This window comes from Listeria booriae (assembly GCF_000766865.1).
In the GTDB taxonomy this organism is placed as follows: domain Bacteria; phylum Bacillota; class Bacilli; order Lactobacillales; family Listeriaceae; genus Listeria_A; species Listeria_A booriae.
Map to the genome: position 1 here is coordinate 128,436 of NZ_JNFA01000028.1, position 20,371 is coordinate 148,806.

20 protein-coding genes are annotated in these 20,371 nt (G+C 43.3%); 17 read left to right on the top strand and 3 right to left on the bottom strand.

Annotated features, from left to right (window positions below; genetic code table 11):
* The first annotated feature begins 2 nt into the window (after window positions 1–2).
* The 8 genes from EP57_RS13230 (at window position 3) to EP57_RS13265 (ending at window position 9,162) form a co-directional block, all read left to right on the top strand.
* Window positions 3–431 (top strand): FAD synthase family protein, encoded by a 429-nt coding sequence (locus EP57_RS13230; RefSeq protein WP_036087415.1) that lies wholly within the window; start codon window positions 3–5, stop codon window positions 429–431.
* Between the two features lie 5 nt (window positions 432–436).
* Entirely contained in the window at window positions 437–1,429 is a 993-nt protein-coding gene (locus EP57_RS13235) for an acyltransferase family protein (RefSeq protein WP_036087416.1), read from the top strand.
* A gap of 126 nt (window positions 1,430–1,555) precedes the next feature.
* Window positions 1,556–2,728 carry a galactokinase gene (locus tag EP57_RS13240; RefSeq protein WP_036087417.1) on the top strand — a complete coding sequence of 391 codons (1,173 nt, stop codon included), beginning with the start codon at window positions 1,556–1,558 and terminating at the stop codon, window positions 2,726–2,728.
* A gap of 3 nt (window positions 2,729–2,731) precedes the next feature.
* Window positions 2,732–3,721 carry a UDP-glucose 4-epimerase GalE gene (gene galE, locus EP57_RS13245; protein ID WP_036087418.1) on the top strand — a complete coding sequence of 330 codons (990 nt, stop codon included), beginning with the start codon at window positions 2,732–2,734 and terminating at the stop codon, window positions 3,719–3,721.
* Window positions 3,722–3,741: 20 nt separating this feature from the next.
* Window positions 3,742–5,247 carry a UDP-glucose--hexose-1-phosphate uridylyltransferase gene (gene galT / locus EP57_RS13250; RefSeq protein WP_036087421.1) on the top strand — a complete coding sequence of 502 codons (1,506 nt, stop codon included), beginning with the start codon at window positions 3,742–3,744 and terminating at the stop codon, window positions 5,245–5,247.
* Window positions 5,244–6,293: an aldose epimerase family protein gene (locus tag EP57_RS13255; RefSeq protein WP_036087424.1), complete on the top strand. Its 1,050-nt coding sequence runs from the start codon at window positions 5,244–5,246 to the stop codon at window positions 6,291–6,293. The genes galT and EP57_RS13255 overlap by 4 nt, the downstream gene beginning before the upstream one ends.
* Before the next feature lie 132 nt (window positions 6,294–6,425).
* On the top strand, window positions 6,426–7,418 hold the full coding sequence (locus tag EP57_RS13260) for a LacI family DNA-binding transcriptional regulator (protein WP_036087572.1): 993 nt from the start codon (window positions 6,426–6,428) through the stop codon (window positions 7,416–7,418).
* Between the two features lie 16 nt (window positions 7,419–7,434).
* Window positions 7,435–9,162, top strand: a complete 1,728-nt coding sequence (locus tag EP57_RS13265; RefSeq protein WP_036087425.1) for a phospho-sugar mutase — start codon at window positions 7,435–7,437, stop codon at window positions 9,160–9,162.
* 45 nt (window positions 9,163–9,207) lie between these two features.
* Here EP57_RS13265 and bla read toward each other — a convergent pair whose 3' ends face one another.
* The 3 genes from bla to EP57_RS13280 form a co-directional block, all read right to left on the bottom strand.
* Complete coding sequence (gene bla / locus EP57_RS13270; protein WP_052167696.1) at window positions 9,208–10,104, bottom strand: class A beta-lactamase; 897 nt, start codon at window positions 10,102–10,104, stop codon at window positions 9,208–9,210.
* A 105-nt stretch (window positions 10,105–10,209) separates the two neighbouring features.
* Entirely contained in the window at window positions 10,210–10,743 is a 534-nt protein-coding gene (locus tag EP57_RS13275) for a dihydrofolate reductase family protein (RefSeq protein ID WP_036087427.1), read from the bottom strand.
* 15 nt (window positions 10,744–10,758) lie between these two features.
* Window positions 10,759–11,619, bottom strand: coding sequence for a helix-turn-helix domain-containing protein (locus EP57_RS13280; protein ID WP_036087429.1), 861 nt, complete (start codon window positions 11,617–11,619; stop codon window positions 10,759–10,761).
* 123 nt (window positions 11,620–11,742) lie between these two features.
* On the opposite strand from EP57_RS13280, the gene EP57_RS13285 reads away from it, so the two are divergent.
* The 9 genes from EP57_RS13285 to EP57_RS13325 all read left to right on the top strand — a co-directional run bounded on the left by EP57_RS13285 (window position 11,743) and on the right by EP57_RS13325 (window position 20,281).
* A complete protein-coding gene (locus EP57_RS13285) occupies window positions 11,743–12,561 on the top strand; it encodes a lipoate--protein ligase family protein (RefSeq protein WP_052167697.1) in 819 nt (272 codons plus the stop codon).
* A gap of 16 nt (window positions 12,562–12,577) precedes the next feature.
* Window positions 12,578–13,489, top strand: coding sequence for a lipoyl synthase (lipA, locus tag EP57_RS13290; RefSeq protein WP_036087431.1), 912 nt, complete (start codon window positions 12,578–12,580; stop codon window positions 13,487–13,489).
* Window positions 13,490–13,667: 178 nt separating this feature from the next.
* Window positions 13,668–14,543: an RNase adapter RapZ gene (rapZ, locus tag EP57_RS13295; protein ID WP_036087434.1), complete on the top strand. Its 876-nt coding sequence runs from the start codon at window positions 13,668–13,670 to the stop codon at window positions 14,541–14,543.
* A gap of 1 nt (window position 14,544) precedes the next feature.
* On the top strand, window positions 14,545–15,510 hold the full coding sequence (locus EP57_RS13300; protein ID WP_036087437.1) for a gluconeogenesis factor YvcK family protein: 966 nt from the start codon (window positions 14,545–14,547) through the stop codon (window positions 15,508–15,510).
* A gap of 6 nt (window positions 15,511–15,516) precedes the next feature.
* Complete coding sequence (gene whiA, locus EP57_RS13305; RefSeq protein WP_036087438.1) at window positions 15,517–16,485, top strand: DNA-binding protein WhiA; 969 nt, start codon at window positions 15,517–15,519, stop codon at window positions 16,483–16,485.
* 33 nt (window positions 16,486–16,518) lie between these two features.
* Window positions 16,519–17,532, top strand: a complete 1,014-nt coding sequence (gene namA / locus EP57_RS13310; protein ID WP_036087440.1) for an NADPH dehydrogenase NamA — start codon at window positions 16,519–16,521, stop codon at window positions 17,530–17,532.
* Window positions 17,533–17,665: 133 nt separating this feature from the next.
* Window positions 17,666–18,100 (top strand): hypothetical protein, encoded by a 435-nt coding sequence (locus tag EP57_RS13315; protein ID WP_036087441.1) that lies wholly within the window; start codon window positions 17,666–17,668, stop codon window positions 18,098–18,100.
* A 295-nt stretch (window positions 18,101–18,395) separates the two neighbouring features.
* A complete protein-coding gene (locus EP57_RS13320; protein ID WP_036087442.1) occupies window positions 18,396–19,163 on the top strand; it encodes a YiiX/YebB-like N1pC/P60 family cysteine hydrolase in 768 nt (255 codons plus the stop codon).
* Window positions 19,164–19,177: 14 nt separating this feature from the next.
* A complete protein-coding gene (locus EP57_RS13325) occupies window positions 19,178–20,281 on the top strand; it encodes a hypothetical protein (RefSeq protein ID WP_036087443.1) in 1,104 nt (367 codons plus the stop codon).
* Window positions 20,282–20,371: the final 90 nt, after the last annotated feature.

The following is a 20,371-nucleotide window of genomic DNA, read 5'->3' on the forward strand; positions in this document are numbered from 1 at the left end:
GGATGAATAAAAAATATAAAATTGGTTACACCACAGGCGTGTACGACATGTTTCATATTGGTCATTTGAACCTTTTAAGAAAAGCAAAAGAGCAGTGCGATTATTTAATTGTTGGTGTCACGGTGGATGAACTTGTTGCCTATAAAAATAAGGAAGCCGTTATTCCTTTTGAGGAGCGGATAGAAATTGTAAAGCAGATTAGTTATGTGGATGAGGTTGTACCTCAGCTTAACATGAATAAAATGGAGGCATGGCGCAAGTTAGGCTTTGAAGCAATTTTTGTAGGCGATGATTGGAAAGGAACCGACACGTGGAATCAGTTCGAAGCTGATTTTGAACAAGTGGATGTTCATATTGAATATTTGCCTTATACAAAAGGAACGTCTTCTACGCAATTACGTCAAACATTGCAAGTAATTAACGGGAGGTAGCGCGGATGGTAACGAAACGCATGGATTGGATTGATACAGCAAAAGGCATTGGTATTTTCCTCGTAGTTTGGGGACATTTCTATGCTAGCGACACATTGAAAATAGTCATTTACGGTTTTCATATGCCTCTGTTTCTATTCCTATCAGGCTATCTTTACAAGCAAAAAGACATCCGATTCTTAGCGTTCTTACGGAAAAAGAGTAAGCATTTATTAGTGCCATTCTTCTTGTTTCAAACGGTGACATTTCTTGTAGTAAACGGTTTGTCTTTCTTAGCATCACACAAACTATATGAATCACCAACGGCGCTGTGGAAACATTTCTTTTACTTGGATGGTGATGTGGGATTCAACACGCCACTCTGGTTTTTAGTTGTTCTATTTTTTGTGGAAATCCTATTTTATTTGTTTATGCAGATGAGAAAAGGAAAACTAATTGTGATAATTCTTTTTTGCGTGCTTGCGATAATGTTTAGCGAGCAAGAGGGTATGCGAATCTTTCTAGGTTTTCAAATTGTGCCTTTGAGTTGGTTGTTTTATTATTTGGGTTTTAAATGTAAGGTGTGGGGCGTATTAGTGCATAAACGTTGGCATAATTGGTATGTACTTCTTGTGATGTCTCTCATCTATGTTCTCCTTGTATTTTATCTAAATAACGCTCAGATTGTGGGCTTTCGGAGCAATAATATAGGAAACCTTTTCATTTTTATGGTTGGGGCGTTGCTAGGGATTTATACGTTTTGCATCCTTTGTCAGAAAATCGGGAAGTCAGCGTTGTGGGGTAATTTTGGCAGGCATTCAATGATTATTATGGGCACACATTATTTTTTCTTGATTTTTTATGCAAATACTTGGAGGCTAATTACTCATGAAACAATCCAACAAGTATATCCTGTTTGGACTAGTTTGTTGCTAAGCGTGTTTGCGTTTTGTGTGTACTTTATTTGTTTTAGATGGTTGGAAATCAGACATCGTAAGAACGGCTCTTTCTTAAAATGAAAGTACAAATAAAAATCGAATCATACCTCCACACTAAAATAATTTAGTAAAATTACTTGATAAAGTTTACTAAAAGAATTATAATAAACACAAGAGGTTCTATTTTGAATGTGGAGGTATGGGGAAATGGATTTTTCGAAATTGAAAGCCGATTTTGCGCGGGTATTTCATCGGGAAGATGGGGCGTTGTTTTTTGCGCCGGGTCGGATTAATTTGATTGGGGAACATACGGATTATAATGGTGGACATGTTTTTCCGTGTGCGATTACGCTTGGAACGTATGCGGTGGCGGCGAAGCGGGATGATACGCAAGTTCGCTTGATATCGCTTAATTTTGAGGATTTGGGAATTATTTCGTTTGATTTAGCGGATTTGGAGTATCGGAAAGGCGATAATTGGACGAATTATCCGAAAGGGATGATTAAGTTCTTGAAAGAGGCAGGCCACGGGATTGATTCAGGGATGGATGTGCTTTTTTATGGGAACATTCCGAATGGTGCTGGGCTGTCGTCGTCGGCTTCGATTGAGCTTTTGACGGGAGTTATTTTGCAGGGGTTGTACGGGTTGGAATTGGCTGAGTTGGAGCTGATTTTGACTGGGAAGAAGGTTGAGAATGAATTTATCGGCGTGAACTCGGGGATTATGGATCAGTTTGCGATTGGTAAGGGTCAGAAGGATATGGCGATTTTGCTGGATTGTAATACGCTGGATTATGAGATGGTGCCGGTGAAATTGGCGGGATATACGATTGTGATTATGAACACAAATAAACGGCGGGAATTGGCGGATTCGAAATACAATGAGCGGCGCAGTGAATGTGAGCAAGCGTTAGCGGAATTGCAGCAGGAGTTAGCGATTAAGTCGCTTGGTGAGCTTGATATGGAGACGTTTAATAAATACCAACATTTGATTTCTAGTGAGACGTTGGTGAAACGAGCGCGCCATGCAGTAAGTGAAAATGTTCGCACGTTGCAGGCTACGAAAGCGCTTAAAAATGAAGATTTAATGACTTTCGGCAAATTAATTAATGAATCTCACATGTCTTTACGTGACGATTATCATGTAACTGGGGTAGAATTAGATATGCTAGCAGAAACAGCTTGGGAGCAGACGGGCGTTTTAGGTGCTCGAATGACAGGAGCTGGTTTCGGTGGATGTGCAATCGCGATAGTGGAAACGGCTCACGTAGATGCTTTTATTGACAATGTCGGTAAAGCTTACGCGCAAAAAATTGGCTATCCAGCAGCGTTTTATATTGCAAATATTAGTGATGGAGCGAAAGCCATCAAGGAGGAATAGTATATGAGTATTTTAGTATTGGGCGGCGCGGGTTATGTTGGCTCGCATGCAGTGGATCAATTGGTAGACAAGGGTTACAAAGTAGCGGTTGTTGATAATTTACAAACGGGTCATGTGGAATCGTTGCATAAAGATGCGGTTTTTTATCAAGGGGATATTCGTGATAAAGCGTTTATGCAAGACGTATTTAAGAAGGAAAACATTGAAGGTGTGATTCACTTTGCGGCGAATTCGTTAGTTGGTGAGTCGGTTGAAATGCCTTTGGAGTACTTTAATAATAACGTGTATGGCACGCAAGTAACATTGGAAGTGATGGAAGAGTTTGGCGTGAAGAACATCGTCTTTTCTTCATCTGCAGCGACTTACGGCGAACCTGAGGTTATCCCGATTACAGAAGATGCGCCGACCAATCCTGAAAGTCCTTATGGTGAAACGAAACTCATGATGGAGAAAATTTTAAAATGGTGCGATAAGGCGTATGATACGCGTTTTGTAGCGTTGCGTTATTTCAATGTGGCGGGTGCGAAGTTCGATGGTTCGATTGGTGAAGACCACAATCCAGAGTCGCATTTAGTACCGATTATTTTACAAACTGCATTGGGACAACGTTCGGAACTATCGATTTTTGGTGATGATTATCCGACAGAAGATGGTACGTGTATTCGTGATTACGTCCATGTAGTTGACCTAATTGATGCGCATATTTTGGCATTGGAATATTTGAAAGACGGCGGCGAAAGCAATATTTTCAATTTGGGCAGTAGCCAAGGTTTTTCAGTGAAGGAAATGTTGGAGGCAGCGCGGAACGTGACGGGCAAAGAAATTCCTGCGAAAATTGTGCCAAGACGTGCAGGAGACCCAAGTACGCTGATTGCTTCTAGTGATAAGGCACAACAAGTTTTGAAATGGAATCCGCAATTTACGGATGTGAACAAAATTATTGAGGACGCCTGGAACTGGCACTCTAAAAATCCGAATGGCTACTCGAACTAAAAACCTACGAGGTGTAAAAAATGATAGTAGATCAGTTTGTTGATATAGCAATAGAAAATGGGGAAATCGACGCGTTAGATCGTGTGTATGTGACGAATCGATTGTTGGATTTGCTTGGCTGGTCGGAAAAGCGCGCGGTGGCAGAAAATGTTGCCGCGGATCGCTTGTCTTTGCTGGATCGGCTGACAGAATTAGCGATAGAATCGGGCGCGATTGGGGAGACATTGGCGGAGCAGGAAATCTGGCAGAGTAAGGTGATGGATTTGTTCATGCCAATGCCGTCGCAATTAAATACGGAATTTTGGGAATTATATAAACAATCTCCGAGAAAGGCGACGGATTATTTTTATGCGGTGAGCAAGGAAAGTGATTATATTAAGACGCGAAGCATTGCTAAAAATATCGAATATCGGGTGAAAACGGAGTATGGCGAGTTGGAAATGACGATTAACTTGTCTAAACCGGAGAAAGATCCGAAGCAGATTGCGATGGCGAAATCGGAGCAGGGAGTGAGTTATCCGCTTTGTGCGCTTTGTGTGGAGAATGAAGGGTATGCGGGACGGATGGATTTCCCAGCGCGAACGAATCACAGAATTATTCGGATGCGGGTATGTGATGAGGATTGGGGATTGCAGTATTCTCCGTACGCGTATTATGATGAGCATTGTATTTTCTTGTCGGCGGAGCATCGGCCGATGGTGATTAATCGCGGGACGTTTGAGCGGTTAGTTGGGATTACGGCGCAGTTTCCGGATTATTTTGTGGGATCGAATGCGGATTTGCCGGTTGTTGGTGGATCGATTTTGTCGCATGATCATTATCAGGGTGGTGCGCATACGTTTGCCATGGCGAAAGCGCCTGTACATAAGGAGTTTCCGGGGTATCATTGGGCGGAGTTTCCGGATGTGACGGTGGACATTGTGAAGTGGCCGATGTCGGTGATTCGGTTGCGGTCGGCGAGTGCGACGGAGATTGTTGCTGCCGCGGATGCGATTTTGCAAAAATGGGTAGGGTATTCGGATGACTCGGTGGACATTTTGGCGTATAGTGGTGAGGAACGGCATAATACGATTACGCCGATTGCGAGTTGTCGGGATGTTGACGGCGAGCGGGTGTTTGAGTTGGCGCTAGTGTTACGGAATAATCGGCGGACGACGGAGCATCCTGACGGGTTGTTTCATCCGCACGCGACGCTGCATCATATTAAGAAGGAGAACATTGGCTTGATTGAGGTGATGGGGCTTGCGGTATTGCCGCCGCGATTGAAGCCTGAGCTTGAGGAGGTTGCGCGTTATTTGATGGATCAGCCGAATGCGATGGCGGACTATCATTTGGAATGGGCGGACCGGTTGAAGGCGACGGGGGGCTTTGATGCGGAGACGGTGACGGAATTTCTGCGGCAGGAAGTCGGGAAGGTGTTCTGTCAAGTGCTTACGGATGCTGGTGTGTTTAAGGACACGGAGACGGGAATACGGGCGTTTAAGCGGTTCATCGAGACTGTAATTGGAACGGAGGATGCGAAATGAAGGTAACGGAACGGGAATTTGGTGTGCTGGATGGCCAAGTGGTGACGGAATTTTGTTTGGAAAATGATAACGGTGTGCGTGTGAAGGCGCTGGATTATGGCGGGATTGTGACGGAAACTTGGGCGCCGGATGTGACGGGGAATTTTACGAACGTATCGCTGGGCTTTAAGACGCTGGATGAATATTTGGAGCATTCGCCTTATTTTGGAGCGCTTGTTGGACGGATTGCAGGTCGGATTGAGAATGCGCGATTCGAACTAGATGGGAAAGTCTATGAGCTTACGAAAAATGAGGGCGAGAATCAGCTGCACGGTGGACCGAATAATTTTAGCAAAACGATTTGGGATGCGGCGAGTCTGGAAAGAGACGACGAGGTCGGGGTTGTCTTTTCGATGACGAGTCCTGATGGGCACAATGGTTATCCGGGGAATTTGGATGTGCGCGTGACGTATACGCTGAACAATGCCAATGAGTGGAAAATTAAATACGAAGCGGCAAGTGACGTGACAACGGTTTTCAATCCGACGAATCATATTTATTTTAATTTGACAGGCGATGTGGCAAAAACGGTGCTGGATCAGACGTTGCAAGTTCGCAGTGACCGCATTGTTGCTCTGCGTGAAGATTCGATTCCGACGGGCGAATTAATGGACGTTGCGGGAACGGCATTTGACTTGCGCGAGCCAAGACCGATTCGTGATGGTGCAACAAGCGAACACCCGCAAAATATCATTATCAAAAATGGCTATGACCATGCGTTCGTGCTAAATCATGCGCCAAATCAAGCAGATGCGCGATTAGTTGATCCGCAAAGTGGCCGAGTTGTTGAAATGGAAACGGATTGTGATTCAGTCGTTATTTATTCTGGCAATCAACTATCTGGGAAATTTGCCATCGATGGCACGCCGGTTCCGAAATATGCTGGTGTTACAATGGAAACTCAAGGTTTACCGGATTCCATGAACAACGATGGATTTGGTTCAGCCGTACTTAAAGAAGGCGAAACTTTCCAATCGGAGACAGTTTTCCGATTTACAACGATATAACAGAATTCCAAGGCTAGGAATGTGATGTTCCCGGCCTTTTTTTTGGTAATTAGATGAAAATGGACGTGTTGCAAAATACCTGATAAAATGAAGGTGATGCTTCACGGAATGCTAACAGAGGAGCGTGTTGACGTGGCAACAATTAAGGATATTGCAAAGCAAGCTGGTGTCTCGATTGCGACCGTATCGAGGGTCCTCAATTACGACGAAACATTGTCGGTCGGAGATGATACGAAGAAGCGGATTTTTGAGGCAGCAGAACAGCTTTCATATACGAAGCATAAGCGCAAACAGCAAAAGAAGAATGCCAAAATAGCCATCGTGCACTGGTATTCAGAAAAGGAAGAATTGGATGACTTGTATTACTTATCCATTCGTGTTGGCGCGGAACGTAAGGCCGAAGAAGAGGGCTACCAAGTGTTGCGACTTTTTCAAGACATTCCAGATCAAAGTTTGACGAATGTGGAAGGAATTATCGCGATTGGAAAGTTCAGTCAGGCACAGATTACGGCGTTGACGGACTGGAACGCCAATATTTGTTTTGTGGATTCGGATCAATCTGTGTTGAAATATGATTCGGTTGTCGTTGATTTCCAGCAGGCGACGGTTTCGGTTCTCGATTATTTTATTGCAAAAGGACATCGAAACATTGGTTTTATCGCTGGTGAAGAACAGTTTAGTGATGAATCGGCTAATATTATCGACACAAGATGGCTGGCATTCCGTGATTATATGAAACGTAAAGGCTTATATGAAAAGAAATTCTGTTTTTCAGGAAAGTTTTCTGTTAAAACAGGGTATGAATTAATGACAAAGGCGATTAATGAACTTGGCGAGGACTTGCCGACTGCTTTTTTTGCGGCGAATGATTCGCTAGCGATTGGTTGTTTGCGGGCGTTACAGGAGCAGGGAATTGCGGTTCCTGAGCGGGTGAACGTGATTGGTTTGAATGATGTGAGTGTTTCTAAATATGTTTTTCCGCCGTTAAGCACGGTGAAAGTATATACAGAATTGATGGGCGAGACGGGTGTGGAACTTTTGCAAGAAAGGTTGCTCGCGGGTCGCTCGATTACAAAAAAAGTAACGCTATCTACGGATTTAGTCATTCGGGACAGCAGTTTGTGAGAGGAGCAGGAGAATTATGGGATGGAAAGAGGAATACAAGAAATGGATGGCAAATGATGCACTTGAGGGTAGCTTGAAGGAAGCGTTACATGCGGAAAAAGACGAGAAAACGCTTGAGGACAGCTTTTATCGTAATATGGAATTCGGAACGGCGGGCATGCGTGGTGTGCTAGGTGCTGGAACGAACCGGATGAATATTTATACGATTCGCAAGGCTTCGGAAGGTTTGGCGCGCTATGTTGCGGAGAACGGTGAGGAAGCGAAGAAACGCGGCGTTGTTATTGCGTATGATTGCCGCCATATGTCGCCTGAATTTGCGTATGAATCTGCGCGTGTTTTAGGGCACCACGGCATCAAGAGTTACGTGTTTGAAACATTGCGTCCAACACCAGAATTGTCTTTTGCTGTGCGCTATTTGAATACGTATAGCGGTATCGTGATTACGGCGAGCCATAACCCAGCGGAATACAATGGTTACAAAGTCTACGGCGAAGATGGCGGGCAAATGGCGCCACACGCGGCGGGGGCAGTAACGCGTTATATCGATGCAATTGACGACATTTTCTCCGTTCAAGTAGCGGATAAAGAGGCGCTAATTGCAGACGGCATGCTAGAAGTCATCAGCGAGAAAGTCGACACACCATACTTAGAAAAAGTAAAAACAGTCGTTGTAAACAATGATTTAGTAACAAATCACGGCAAAGATTTGAAAATTGTCTTCACACCACTTCACGGAACTGGCGGCATGCTTGGCTTGAAAGCATTGGAAAGCGTTGGATTTACAAACGTCATCCAAGTCGAAGAACAGTTCGTTCCTGATCCAAATTTCTCGACGGTGAAGTCACCGAACCCAGAAAACCGTGCAGCATTTGAAGTTGCGATTGGCTACGGGGAGAAATATGACGCGGATATTCTTGTCGGAACAGACCCTGACGCTGACCGTCTTGGCGTTGTAGTTCGCACCAAATCAGGGCAATACGATGTTCTAAGCGGTAACCAAATCGGCGCGCTAATTTTGCATTACTTATTGAAACAGAAGAAAGCGCAAAACGAATTACCACAAAACGCAGCAGTCTTGAAATCGATTGTAACATCTGATTTAGGAACGGTTATTGCGAACCATTTTGATGTAAAAATGATTGAAGTTCTGACTGGTTTCAAATTTATCGCCGAGCAAATTCACCAATTCGAAACAACGGGTTCTAACACGTTCGAATTTGGTTTTGAAGAAAGTAATGGTTTCATGGTGAAGCCGTTCACGCGTGATAAAGACGCGATTCAAGCGCTACTTGCTATTTGTGAAGTGACGCTGGACAGTAAACAAGCGGGCAAAACATTAGCAGAGGACCTTGAAGAAATTTACGAGCAATTTGGCTATTTTAAAGAGGACTTAGTATCGTTAACGATGAGCGGGAAAGATGGCTCGGAGCAAATTGAGAACATCATGAAATCGTTCCGCGCAGCACTTCCAGAGCACATGGGTGGCGAAGCGATTACGAAAGTGGAAGACTATCAATTAAGCGAACGCCGCGACATCACGGCTGGCACAACCGAAACAATCGATATGTCCAAATCCAACGTTATCAAATGCTTCCTAGCAGATGGTTCATGGTTCGCGCTACGCCCATCCGGCACAGAGCCAAAAATCAAATTCTATTTCAGCATCAAAGGCCAAACAGAAAACGAAGCAACTGAAAAATTAGAACGTGTTCGCGATGGATTAATGAAAACCGTCGAGAAATAAGCGCAGAAAAAAGGATTTTCCGTCATTGGAAAATCCTTTTTTGTTTTATAAATCGAAGTATCGACTAAGTACTTTGGCCGCATCAGCAATCAATTGATCGTCATATTCAGCATCCTCTTTGTCTTTTTTCGAGAAGATAACCCAGACTAGTGGTTCTTTATCTTTGTCATCAGAATAAATAACGGCGATATCATTTCGTGTTCCGTAAGAGCCCGCGCCGGTTTTGTCTCCGACTATGTAACCTTTTGGAACGCCAGCTCGGATTAGTTTGTCTCCCGTTGTGTTTTCAATAAGTGTTTGCTTGAAATAATCTAACTGTTTTGGTTGTAAGTTGCCTTGCTTTGTTAGGAATGCCAAGTTTTTAGCGAACGCTTCTGGAGTGCTTGTGTCGCGAGAGTCTCCAGGAATGGCTGTATTTAATTCCGTTTCGTAGCGGTCGGAGTTTGTTGTTTCATCTTTGATTTTGCGGAGTTCGTCTTGGAAACCTTTAGGACCGTTTAGCGCGTTGAATAATAAATTTCCCGCTGTGTTATCGCTGTATGCAACGGCTGCGTGAATGATTTCTTTGATGGTCATGCCGCTTTCCACATGTTTTTCAGTGACTGGGGAGTAGTCCACTAAGTCCTCTTTTTTGAAGAATACGCGTTTTTCTAGTTGTTGTTCGGTTAGATTTTTCAGTAACACGCCGCTTGCGATGGCTTTATATGTGGATACAAAGGCAAAGCGTTCCTGTGCGTTGTACTGGAGGGTTTGGCTGTTTTCCGGATTGACTGCATAGACGCCTAATTCCGATCCGTATTTTTTTTCTAGCTGATTGAGTGCTTCTTTTGCTTGTGTGGTTTTACTTTTTGGTGCGGGTTTGGATTCGGCAGTTGTTGGCGTGCAAGCGATTAATAAGCCCATGAGCATTGTCGCAATAAAGATGATGCTGATTTTCTTCATTTCCTCTCTCCTCTATAAAAAAATGTGGTGCATTGCCTACTATACGGATAAGCTCTAAAGGTTTTATAAAGAAAAGTATAGAATTTTTTAAAAATGACAAATTAATTACTTTTTGGAGTAATAGGTGTAAACTAAGCCATTGTTTACGTCTACTCGGTCGACTCTTAGAGAAACTGGGCCTTCAAATTCTGAGAATAAGGGGATGCCTTTGCCTAGAAGGACTGGAATGGTAGTAATGACGTACGAATCGATTAAGTTGGCTTCGACTAGAGGTGCTATAATGCTACTGCCACCTACAATCCAAATCGCTTTTCCGTCCACGCTTTTTAAGTTGCGGACTAATTCTACGGGATCTTCGGATGTGAAAACTAGTTTTTCGGTGTTTGTGTCGGGGTGACTTGTAATGATGTACGATGTTTGTTCGGTGTACGGATAATTTCCAGGCGCAAGCTCGTTTACCAACTGATCGTAAGTCGTTCTGCCAAGTACGACCGTGTCGATTTTGTCCAGCAATTCTTGATAGGAAGTCTCCTCATCGACAATCACTTCTGTATCTTCCAAAAAGCCAATGCTACCGTCTGCTTCTGCAATATAACCATCCACACTTACTGCGATATATAAAATAACTTCACGATTCATTGTGCCTCGTCTCCTTTAAATATGATTATTCGCATATTCGATCGTTTCTTTGCGCCGTTTCGTAAGTTCTGCGGTCACAAATTGTTCATCGAGATACGCGGATAGTTCCAAACTGAATTTCATTTTTCGGGTTCCTGTTTGCTTTCGGTTGGTGCGAATAAAAAATACACCGAGTTCAAAAAATAAATAGGAGAGGTAAAAATTATTGTTTTGCCGTTTACAGCAGTCAATGCCTAGGTGAATGTACTCGATTGCCGTTAAATTATCACCAGAAAAGCCGTAACAAAGCGCCACATGATGATAAATGGCTGGAATGAGTTCGCTTGAAAAGTCGCGTTTATTTAAGAACAGTAAACAGTGATTTAATTGTTGCAGCGCGGCGACTTCATTGTTAGTAGCGTAATAAGCTGGGGCGAGATAACTGCTGATTAATGCTCGCATCACGTCGGTTTTCGATAATGTTAAAGCTTGTTCTAATGCGCTAATGCCAGCCGTGTTATTTTTCTTGTATTTTAGTTCGCAGATGCCGAGATAGAAATAATAGTAGCTTTCTTGTGTATTGATTTCGAATGTTGCCAACGTCTTTTTGTGTAGGTAGGTGTAGAGTGTTTCGTAGTCGTGTTGGATGTATAAATCATGCAGTTCTTTTTTGAGCTGGATGAGCGGTGAGTCGAGTTGGGATTGGGCGAGTAGGAAATCGACGGTGATGCCGAGTTTCTGGCAAATGTTGTGGATGATTAGAACGCTTGGGATTTCTAGCCCTTGTTCGACGCGGCTGAGTAAGCTTTGGGAACAGATGCCTTCTGCGAGTTGTTTTTGGGTGAGTTCTTGGTTGATTCGTAGTTGTTTGATGCTTTTGCCGAGTGCGTTAGACAAGTGATGGCACCTCCTTTGTTTGAAATATGCGGATAGTCATTTGAAAGATAGCGCATTCTTCTTTAGTATAAAGCCAAACGAAGAAAATTCAAGCGGCACGCATTACGCGAAGGAGGTATCATGATGACGGAACAATGGCTGCTGTTGAATCAGTCGAACTTAGACCCAGCGATAAACATGGCGATTGATGAGAAATTGACGGATTGGCACCGAGCTGGGAAGATTCCACCTGTTTTGCGTTTTTATGGTTGGACGCCGGCCGGGCTTTCGGTTGGGTATTTTCAACGAACGAAGGGCAAAATTGATATGGATGCGGTGAAAAAACACGGATTTGAGCTGGTTCGCAGGCCTACGGGAGGTCAGGCGGTGCTACATGATGATGAATTGACGTATAGTTTTGTGATTTCTGAGGAACATCAGGCGATTCCGCCAACGATAAAAGCGGCGCACAAGCTGATTTCGGATGGTTTGATTGCGGGCTTGGCGAAATTGGGGATTGAGGCGAATTGTGCGATTCCTGATGAGAAAAAGACGGGGAGCGGGACGGCGATTTGTTTTGAGGAGCCTTCGTGGTCTGAGATTACGATGGAGGGTCGCAAAATTATCGGTAGTGCGCAGGCTAGGAATCAAGGGATTTTGCTGCAGCACGGGTCGATTCCGTTACGGATGAACGCGACGGAGCTTTTTGACTTATTTATTTTTGATAATGAGCGGGTGAAAGAGCGGATGTTGCGGACGTTTGGGAATAAGGCGGCGGGTATTTTTGATTTGATTGGTCGGGAAATACCGCTGGATGAGATGAAAAAGGCATTCCAAGATGGGTTTGCGGAAGTTTTTGGCGTGTCGTTTGTGGACTATACGTTATCGGCGGCAGAATGGGACGAGGTTCACGAGTTGGCTGATTCGAAGTTTCGCGAGGACAGCTATTTATTTTCGCGATGAGGAAGGGACGAGACAAATGGAGAAGAAGCGGGAACATGTAAGGAAGCCGGATTGGCTGAAAATCAAGATTAGTAACAGTGAAAGCTTCAAAGCTGTGAAAAATAATCTACGGGAAAATCGGTTACATACGGTGTGCGAAGAAGCGAAGTGCCCTAATATTCAGGAATGTTTCGGTGATCGCAAAACGGCTACATTTATGATTCTAGGCGATATTTGTACGCGGGCGTGTCGGTTTTGTGCGGTTACGACGGGAGCACCGACGCATTTGGATTTAGGTGAGCCTAAGCGTGTGGCGGATTCGGTAGCTGCGATGGGACTTCGGCATGTCGTGATTACGGCGGTTGCGCGGGATGATTTGAATGATGGTGGTTCGCAAGTTTTTGCGAATACGGTGAATGCGATTCGGTATCGGATGCCGCAGACGACGGTGGAAGTTTTGCCTTCGGATATGAAAGGTGATTACGATAGTTTGAAAACGTTGCTGGATGCGAAACCGGATATTTTTAATCATAATATTGAGACGGTGCGCAGGTTAACGCCAAGTGTGAGGCATCGCGCGACGTATGATCGTTCTTTGGAGTTATTGCAACGCGTGAAAGATATGGAACCGGACTTGCCGACGAAATCGAGCATCATGGTAGGTTTGGGTGAGACGCGGGAAGAGTTGCTGGAAACAATGGATGATTTGCTGGCGCATGGCGTGGAAATTTTGACGATTGGGCAGTATTTGCAGCCTTCGAAAAAGCATTATCCAGTGGAGCGTTATTATGACCCGCGCGAATTCCGTGAGTTAAAGCGCATTGCTCGTAAGAAAGGCTTTATTCACTGCGAATCTGGCCCAATGGTGCGCTCGAGTTATCATGCGGATGAACAAGTGAATGCTGCGGCAAAACAAAGGCGGCTAGATGCAGAAAAAGCGCAAAATTAAAGAGAAATCCTCATGTTCTTTGGAATGTGAGGTTTTTTGCTGGGATAAAAATGAGACGCCCGGCGGATTTCTTTTCTTAGGTTTTCAGTTCGGAATGTGATAAAATAGGAGAGTAAAGGAAGACGATGAAGAGGTAACGAGTTTATGCTTCTTTTTTAATAGAAAGGTTGGGTTTTTGATGGCAGCGAATCATCTGCAATTAGTAATTATTACGGGTATGAGTGGTGCGGGAAAGACTGTTGCAATGCAATCTTTAGAGGATTTAGGGTATTTCTGTGTCGATAATTTACCGCCGAGTTTACTGCCGAAATTCTGGGAACTGATGAAGGAATCTGGCAAAATGAACAAAATCGCACTCGTTATGGATTTGCGTGGCCGCGAGTTTTTCGATTCGATTCAAACCGCGTTGGATGAGCTGGATAATACCTCATTTATTACGACAAAAATGCTTTTCTTGGATGCAGACGATCAAGTGTTGGTTTCGCGTTATAAAGAAACACGCCGTCATCATCCGCTGGAGCCGAATGGTTCTGTGTTAGAAGGTATTCGACAAGAACGTGAATTGCTAGAAGATTTGAAAGGTCGTTCGCAACTTGTGATCAATACGTCGACATTGGCGCCGCGCGAGCTTCGTGACCGGATTAACAATGAGTTCCAAACGAGTGACCGTGAAGTTTTCAACGTGCAGGTGATGTCTTTTGGATTTAAATATGGCTTGCCGATTGATGCTGATTTAGTGTTTGATGTGCGTTTCTTGCCGAACCCGCATTACATTGATAAGATGCGTCCGCTGACTGGGCTTGATAAAGATGTGTATAATTACGTGATGAAATGGCCGGAGACGGAGACATTTCTTAATAAACTGATGGACATGTTGCTATTTACATTGCCGTTTTATAAGCGTGAAGGGAAGACCCAACTTGTGATTGCGATTGGCTGTACAGGCGGGCAACACCGTTCTGTGGCGCTGTCGGAATACGTTGGTAACAATCTGAAAACCAAATATGAAACGCAAATATCGCACCGAGATATGAAACGCAGAAAGGGAAAATGAGATGACAACGACGCAAAAGCCGAAAGTGGTCGTGATTGGCGGCGGGACAGGACTGCCAGTCATCCTTCGAGGCTTGAAAAAACAACCGATTGATTTGACGGCGATTGTCACGGTCGCTGATGATGGCGGAAGTTCAGGCAAAATTCGCGAACAAATGGATGTATTGCCGCCGGGTGATATTAGAAACGTCATGGTGGCGCTGTCGAATACGGACCCGCGAATGGAAGCGCTGATGCAATATCGTTTTAAAGTGGAAGGTGATTTATCGGGACACGTTATTGGTAATTTAATTTTGACGGCTTTGTCGCAGTTGAATGATAGTTACGTAGAAGCGATTGAAGTGTTGAGTAAAGCGATGCGGATTCGGGGAAAAGTCATTCCGGCAACGGATAAGCCGCTCATCTTGAATGCGATTATGGAAGATGGCTCGCTCGTACAAGGAGAGTCGGTTATTCCGATGCAGGGCCAGCCGATTGATCGTGTATTCATTACGCCAGAAGACGTGAAGGCTTTGCCTGCTGCGATTGAGGCGATTCATGATGCGGATTTGATTGTGCTTGGACCGGGTAGTTTATACACGAGTATTTTACCGAGTTTGCTTGTGCAAGATTTACAAGATGCCATTTTTGAAAGTAAGGCTTATAAAGTGTATATTTGCAATATCTTGACCCAAGTTGGAGAGACCGATTTCTTCACGGATGCGGATCATGCGCAGGTGATTTTGAACCATGTTGGGCGGCCGATTATTGATGCGATGATGATTAATACTGCTGAGGTGCCGCGCCACTTGATGTTCCCTGATGACGTGTTGCAGGTGAGCCAAGATTTTGAGAAAGATAAGAAGTTAAATATTAATGTCATTGCTGGCGATCTGCTTTCCACAGAAGGCGGACTCGTACGACATGCCGCAGATAAAGTGACAAATACATTATTACAGATTCTAATGAATTTGAAAGAAAAGGAATGAGGGTCTATGTCCTTTGCCTCGGAAACAAAGAAAGAACTAACCAATTTAGATATATCAGACACGGACGCAAAAGTAGAACTGTCCGCATTTATCCGCATGAACGGAGCGGTTTCATTTTCTAACCAAATGATGATGGTGGACGTCCAAACCGAAAACGCAGCCATCGCGCGCCGCATGTACCGACTTTTAAAAGAACTATACCAAGTTCCAATCGAACTACTCGTACGCAAGAAAATGAAGCTCAAGAAAAACAACGTCTACATCGTGCGTCTAAAAGCAAAAACCAAGGAAATCCTTGCTGATTTGGCGATTTTAAACGACGGTATTTTTCAAAAAGCGATTGATCCCGCGTTAATAAAAACGAAAAGTGCGCGCCGGGCGTATCTTCGCGGAGCCTTTTTGGCCAGTGGATCAGTGAACAACCCAGAAACGTCGTCGTATCATTTGGAGATTAATTCAGTGTATGACGAGCATAACGAGGCGATTTGTAGCCTGATGAACAGTTTCAAGCTGAACGCGCGAACGCTAGAGCGCCGAAACGGCTACATTACCTATTTGAAAGAAGCGGAGAAAATCACGGAATTCCTCAATATTATTGGGGCTACCGGGGCTTTGCTTCATTTTGAAGACGTGCGGATTATGCGCGACATGCGAAATTCGGTGAACCGACTTGTGAATTGTGAAACCGCAAACCTGAACAAAACAATCAACGCGGCGGTGCGCCAAATCGACAATATCAAGTTCATCTCCGCGTCAGTCGGGCTAGAAGCACTGCCTGGCAAACTGCGCGAAATCGCTGAACTGCGCATCACACACGAAGACGTCACACTAAAAGAACTAGGCGAAATGCTATCCAGCGGACCAATTAGCAAATCCGGCATCAACCACCGTTTGCGCAAATTAGACCAAATCGCCGATCGATTACGAAGTGGCGAATCTCCATCACAATTAGGCTTAAAAGCACCATCAAAATAAGTAATTATATTAAGAAAAGGATGCGATCAAACCATGTCAAAATTGTTTTCTACGTATAAAACGAAAAATCTTACTTTGAAAAATCGAGTTGCGATGTCACCGATGTGTATGTATTCGGTAGAAACGGACGACGGGGTAGCGAATGACTTTCATTTGGCTCACTACGTTTCCCGTGCTGCAGGACAAGTTGGCTTAATTGTATTGGAAGCAACAGCCGTTCAAGCGGTTGGCCGAATTTCTCATGGCGATTTAGGCTTGTGGGAAGACGCGCAAATTCCAGCATTGAAGCGAATTGTAGACGGCGTACATTATCACGGCGCAGCAGTCGGAATTCAATTAGCACACGCAGGACGTAAAGCAGTTTTAGACGTAGATCCAGTGGCACCAAGCGCTGTTCCGTTTGACGATGATAGCAAGAAGCCACACGAATTAACGGCAACAGAAATTGAAGAAGTAGTTGCTGACTTCCAAAAAGCAGCGATTCGCGCAAAAGAAGCAGGTTTCGATGTCATCGAAGTCCACGCAGCACACGGTTATTTATTACATGAATTCCTATCCCCAATCTCGAATTTACGAGATGACGAATACGGTGGTCCAGCAGGGAACCGTTATCGCGTTGTAAGTGACGTCATCAAAGCAATCCGCGAAGTTTGGGACGGCCCACTTTTCGTACGCGTTTCCGCAAGCGATTTTGCACACGGCGGTCTGACAGTAGACGACTACATCCCATTCGCTAAATGGATGAAAGCAGACGGCGCCGACCTTCTAGACGTCAGCAGTGGCGGCCTAGTAAACGTCGCACCAAAAGTATACCCAGGCTACCAAGTCCCATTCGCCGAAAAAATCCGCATGGGAGCAGGAATCGCAACCGGCGCAGTAGGACTAATCACAACTGGCGTCCAAGCAGAAGAAATCCTGCAAAACGACCGCGCTGATTTGATATTCCTAGGCCGCGAGCTACTACGCGATCCATATTGGGCAAGAACAGCCGCGAAAGACGTACGAGATTCGGTGGAAGCGCCGAAGCAGTATGAGCGTGGTTGGTAAATAGAGAGATAGATTAAAGTCTAGTATTCCGAGATTGGAATGGAATGCTAGGCTTTTTTATGTTTAAAATGTATTGTGTGTTATACTATTGATATAAATCTTCAAGTCTAACGCATCTAAAGGAGTGAGGCAAATGTCAAATCTAAACAATTTATTTACAGGCCCAATAGTTGCCCATGAAATAAAAATAGAGAATAAAACGGGGTACACCATTTCGCAACCATCTCTACTAAGCGGCAATCAGAAGAAAAAAGGTGCTAACTTTCAAGCTGGTGAAAAAAGAAGCTTATATCTACCAGCCTCAGATTCGGACGCTTGCGAATTAGAGTTTATAGTAGACAATCAACCATATTCTTTTGTGCTGCACGAGAAAATAGACATACACAACCAAGCACCGATTATCGTAGAAATTGTCGGAGATAGCCCAGCAAACTTAAAAATAGAAACATACCGCGAAAAACAAGAAGTTCCAGAAGGCAAGGTGGTGTGGAAAGATTCTAAAGTAACTTGGGGAACCGCGATAGTTTTTGCAATCGTTATTGTTATATGGCTTGTGAATATACTCTGAATAAAGGCAGGTCAATGTGTAGATTTCTAATTGAGCTTATTTAGGATTGTCAAAATTGGCATCTTGAATAGGCTTGTTTTTTTTGAGCAGAAAACAGAAGGAATGGAATTATTCTCTTTTAGAAACCATTTATGATATACTAAATAAGTACTAATTAACCAATGCATTACCATTTTAATACTTAATCAGCGCGTTTAAGAATGAAAAGTGTCATTTTAAGATTAATCTGATAATTCTTTTTATTTCTGTGCTACAATCGTGATGAACAAAATAAAACAAGAAAAGAGGAATCGAGATGACAAAGAAAAATCGAAAAATCACTGCTATTTTTGCTGTAGTTTTGGCTTCAAGTTTAGTATTGGGGTCTTCACCGCTGGCAGGAAGTGCACAAGAAACGGACACTAGTTTTGAAAGTTATATCAATCAGTTAGTAGAGAAACAACCAGGTATTACGAAAGCTGAATTAGAGCTAGAAATTAGTGAGAGTGCTAAGGAGCTGGGCATGGATAAGCAATCACTTGCCAAGGAAGCGCTAGCAGAATTAAACGACAAAGAGTTAGCAGCGCAGATTGAAGCTAAAGAAACGGGACAATTGATTTCGGCTCGTGGAGGAAGTTCTGGAACTAAGAAATTAACCAAAGCTAATCAGCGTGGAGATGTTTTCTATACGCCTTCATCGACACTTGGAATCTCACATGGACATAATGGTATTTATTACACTACAGACTATATCGTGGAATCTATACCAAAATCGGGCGTAAGAAAGATTCATTATACAGGCCGAAATGTTGAAAAAAATGCCGTGATGCAATCAGTAAAAACATCACAAGCCAATCGTAATGCAGCAGCAAACTGGGCTAATAGCCGTGTTGGTGATAGTTATTCTTATAATTTTGCAACTAATAGAGCAACATCTACAACAGGAGCCAAAAATTGTTCCAAACTAGTCTGGAGTGCTTACAAGCTGAAAGCGAATATTGATATAGATGCTGATAAAGGTGCAGGCGTCTATCCTGTTGATATTCGAGACAGTAGCTACACAGTAACCTACAAAAAATTATAAATGAGGAGAACCTAATGCGAAACAAAAAGGGATTTTGGTTTATTTTAGCTTTGGTAATAGTTATTTTCGCCGCGGGGATTGTAGTATTCAAACTACTAGCCACACAAGAAAATGCAAAACAAATTCAAAATTTAGATATTACAAATTCAAAAGCTTTCTTGTATTCATCAACCACAGCAGAGAAATTTATCACGACGGGAAGTTTCTACACTATAAGCAAGCAAAATAAAGTAGACAGAGCATTAGGTACTAAAGGGTTAGAGCTGGGAAGAATATTACTCGCGGATACTGGTGTAGTTATCAATGATGAAAAATATCGATATAGTGTGACTGATAAGGCCATAAAGAAAACAAAAAGACAAACTAGTGAATTCACTGGCGATCTGGTTGGGCATACCAATGGTTATCAAGTAGAATTATACAATAGTGGCTATGATGGGGATGGTGTATATACATCTAATTTATACATGAGTAAGGATGGAAAAGAGCTACTCAAAACACTGCCTTATTTTATTATTGGATCAGGATTACATGATGGAAAGCTCTATGTTATGGAACAAGATGAATCGAAGCTAGCCCTCCATGAAATTACTTTAGGAGCGAATTTTGCAGACACAACATTGGTAACATTACCAAACAATGTCGAAGGTTTTTCTCTCTTAGACAACTTTAAATTTGGTGGAAATAATCTGTACATGCCTACCAGACAAGATAATACGTATACTATCATGAAAATCAATCTAGCAACAAAAATGATAGAAGATATTCCGTTTGATAGCGCGAAAGAAAATGACGAGGCGGAATTGTTAATGGCAGCTTCCTATCGTGACAGTACTCATTTGACAAAGAATTCCTACATGTATCTGAGCAGACGCGGTGTACTTTATACATTTGATATAAATGCCGTTTTGCAAAATAAAAAAGAATTAGTTCCAATGAAGGCTAGCACAATATTGACAGATTGGGATCAAGATAATTTATATGTATACAGACAAGATGAAGATGATTCATACTTAGAAACATACGATTTTGAGGCACATAAACAAATAGAAAAAGTGAAGTTAAAAACTTCGTATGTTTCAGGCGAGTATATATATGATTTTAAGATGAACAAATAAAAGCAATGAAGCTATTAATCAGCAGTTCTCATGTGCAGTAGTTTGCCAAGAGGAGCTCGCTGAATGAATAGCTTCATGTTCTATTTTTTA

Excerpts from the sequence above, each read along its gene's own strand:
- rapZ (WP_036087434.1), top strand. The coding sequence starts at position 13,668 with ATGGCAGCGAATCATCTGCAATTAGTAATTATTACGGGTATGAGTGGT.
- EP57_RS13300 (WP_036087437.1), top strand. The coding sequence starts at position 14,545 with ATGACAACGACGCAAAAGCCGAAAGTGGTCGTGATTGGCGGCGGGACA.
- EP57_RS13325 (WP_036087443.1), top strand. The coding sequence starts at position 19,178 with ATGCGAAACAAAAAGGGATTTTGGTTTATTTTAGCTTTGGTAATAGTT.
- EP57_RS13240 (WP_036087417.1), top strand. The coding sequence starts at position 1,556 with ATGGATTTTTCGAAATTGAAAGCCGATTTTGCGCGGGTATTTCATCGG.
- namA (WP_036087440.1), top strand. The coding sequence starts at position 16,519 with ATGTCAAAATTGTTTTCTACGTATAAAACGAAAAATCTTACTTTGAAA.
- EP57_RS13285 (WP_052167697.1), top strand. The coding sequence starts at position 11,743 with ATGACGGAACAATGGCTGCTGTTGAATCAGTCGAACTTAGACCCAGCG.
- EP57_RS13255 (WP_036087424.1), top strand. The coding sequence starts at position 5,244 with ATGAAGGTAACGGAACGGGAATTTGGTGTGCTGGATGGCCAAGTGGTG.
- EP57_RS13275 (WP_036087427.1), bottom strand. The coding sequence starts at position 10,743 with ATGAATCGTGAAGTTATTTTATATATCGCAGTAAGTGTGGATGGTTAT.
- galT (WP_036087421.1), top strand. The coding sequence starts at position 3,742 with ATGATAGTAGATCAGTTTGTTGATATAGCAATAGAAAATGGGGAAATC.
- galE (WP_036087418.1), top strand. The coding sequence starts at position 2,732 with ATGAGTATTTTAGTATTGGGCGGCGCGGGTTATGTTGGCTCGCATGCA.
- EP57_RS13315 (WP_036087441.1), top strand. The coding sequence starts at position 17,666 with ATGTCAAATCTAAACAATTTATTTACAGGCCCAATAGTTGCCCATGAA.
- EP57_RS13230 (WP_036087415.1), top strand. The coding sequence starts at position 3 with ATGAATAAAAAATATAAAATTGGTTACACCACAGGCGTGTACGACATG.
- EP57_RS13320 (WP_036087442.1), top strand. The coding sequence starts at position 18,396 with ATGACAAAGAAAAATCGAAAAATCACTGCTATTTTTGCTGTAGTTTTG.
- lipA (WP_036087431.1), top strand. The coding sequence starts at position 12,578 with ATGGAGAAGAAGCGGGAACATGTAAGGAAGCCGGATTGGCTGAAAATC.
- whiA (WP_036087438.1), top strand. The coding sequence starts at position 15,517 with ATGTCCTTTGCCTCGGAAACAAAGAAAGAACTAACCAATTTAGATATA.
- bla (WP_052167696.1), bottom strand. The coding sequence starts at position 10,104 with ATGAAGAAAATCAGCATCATCTTTATTGCGACAATGCTCATGGGCTTA.
- EP57_RS13235 (WP_036087416.1), top strand. The coding sequence starts at position 437 with ATGGTAACGAAACGCATGGATTGGATTGATACAGCAAAAGGCATTGGT.
- EP57_RS13265 (WP_036087425.1), top strand. The coding sequence starts at position 7,435 with ATGGGATGGAAAGAGGAATACAAGAAATGGATGGCAAATGATGCACTT.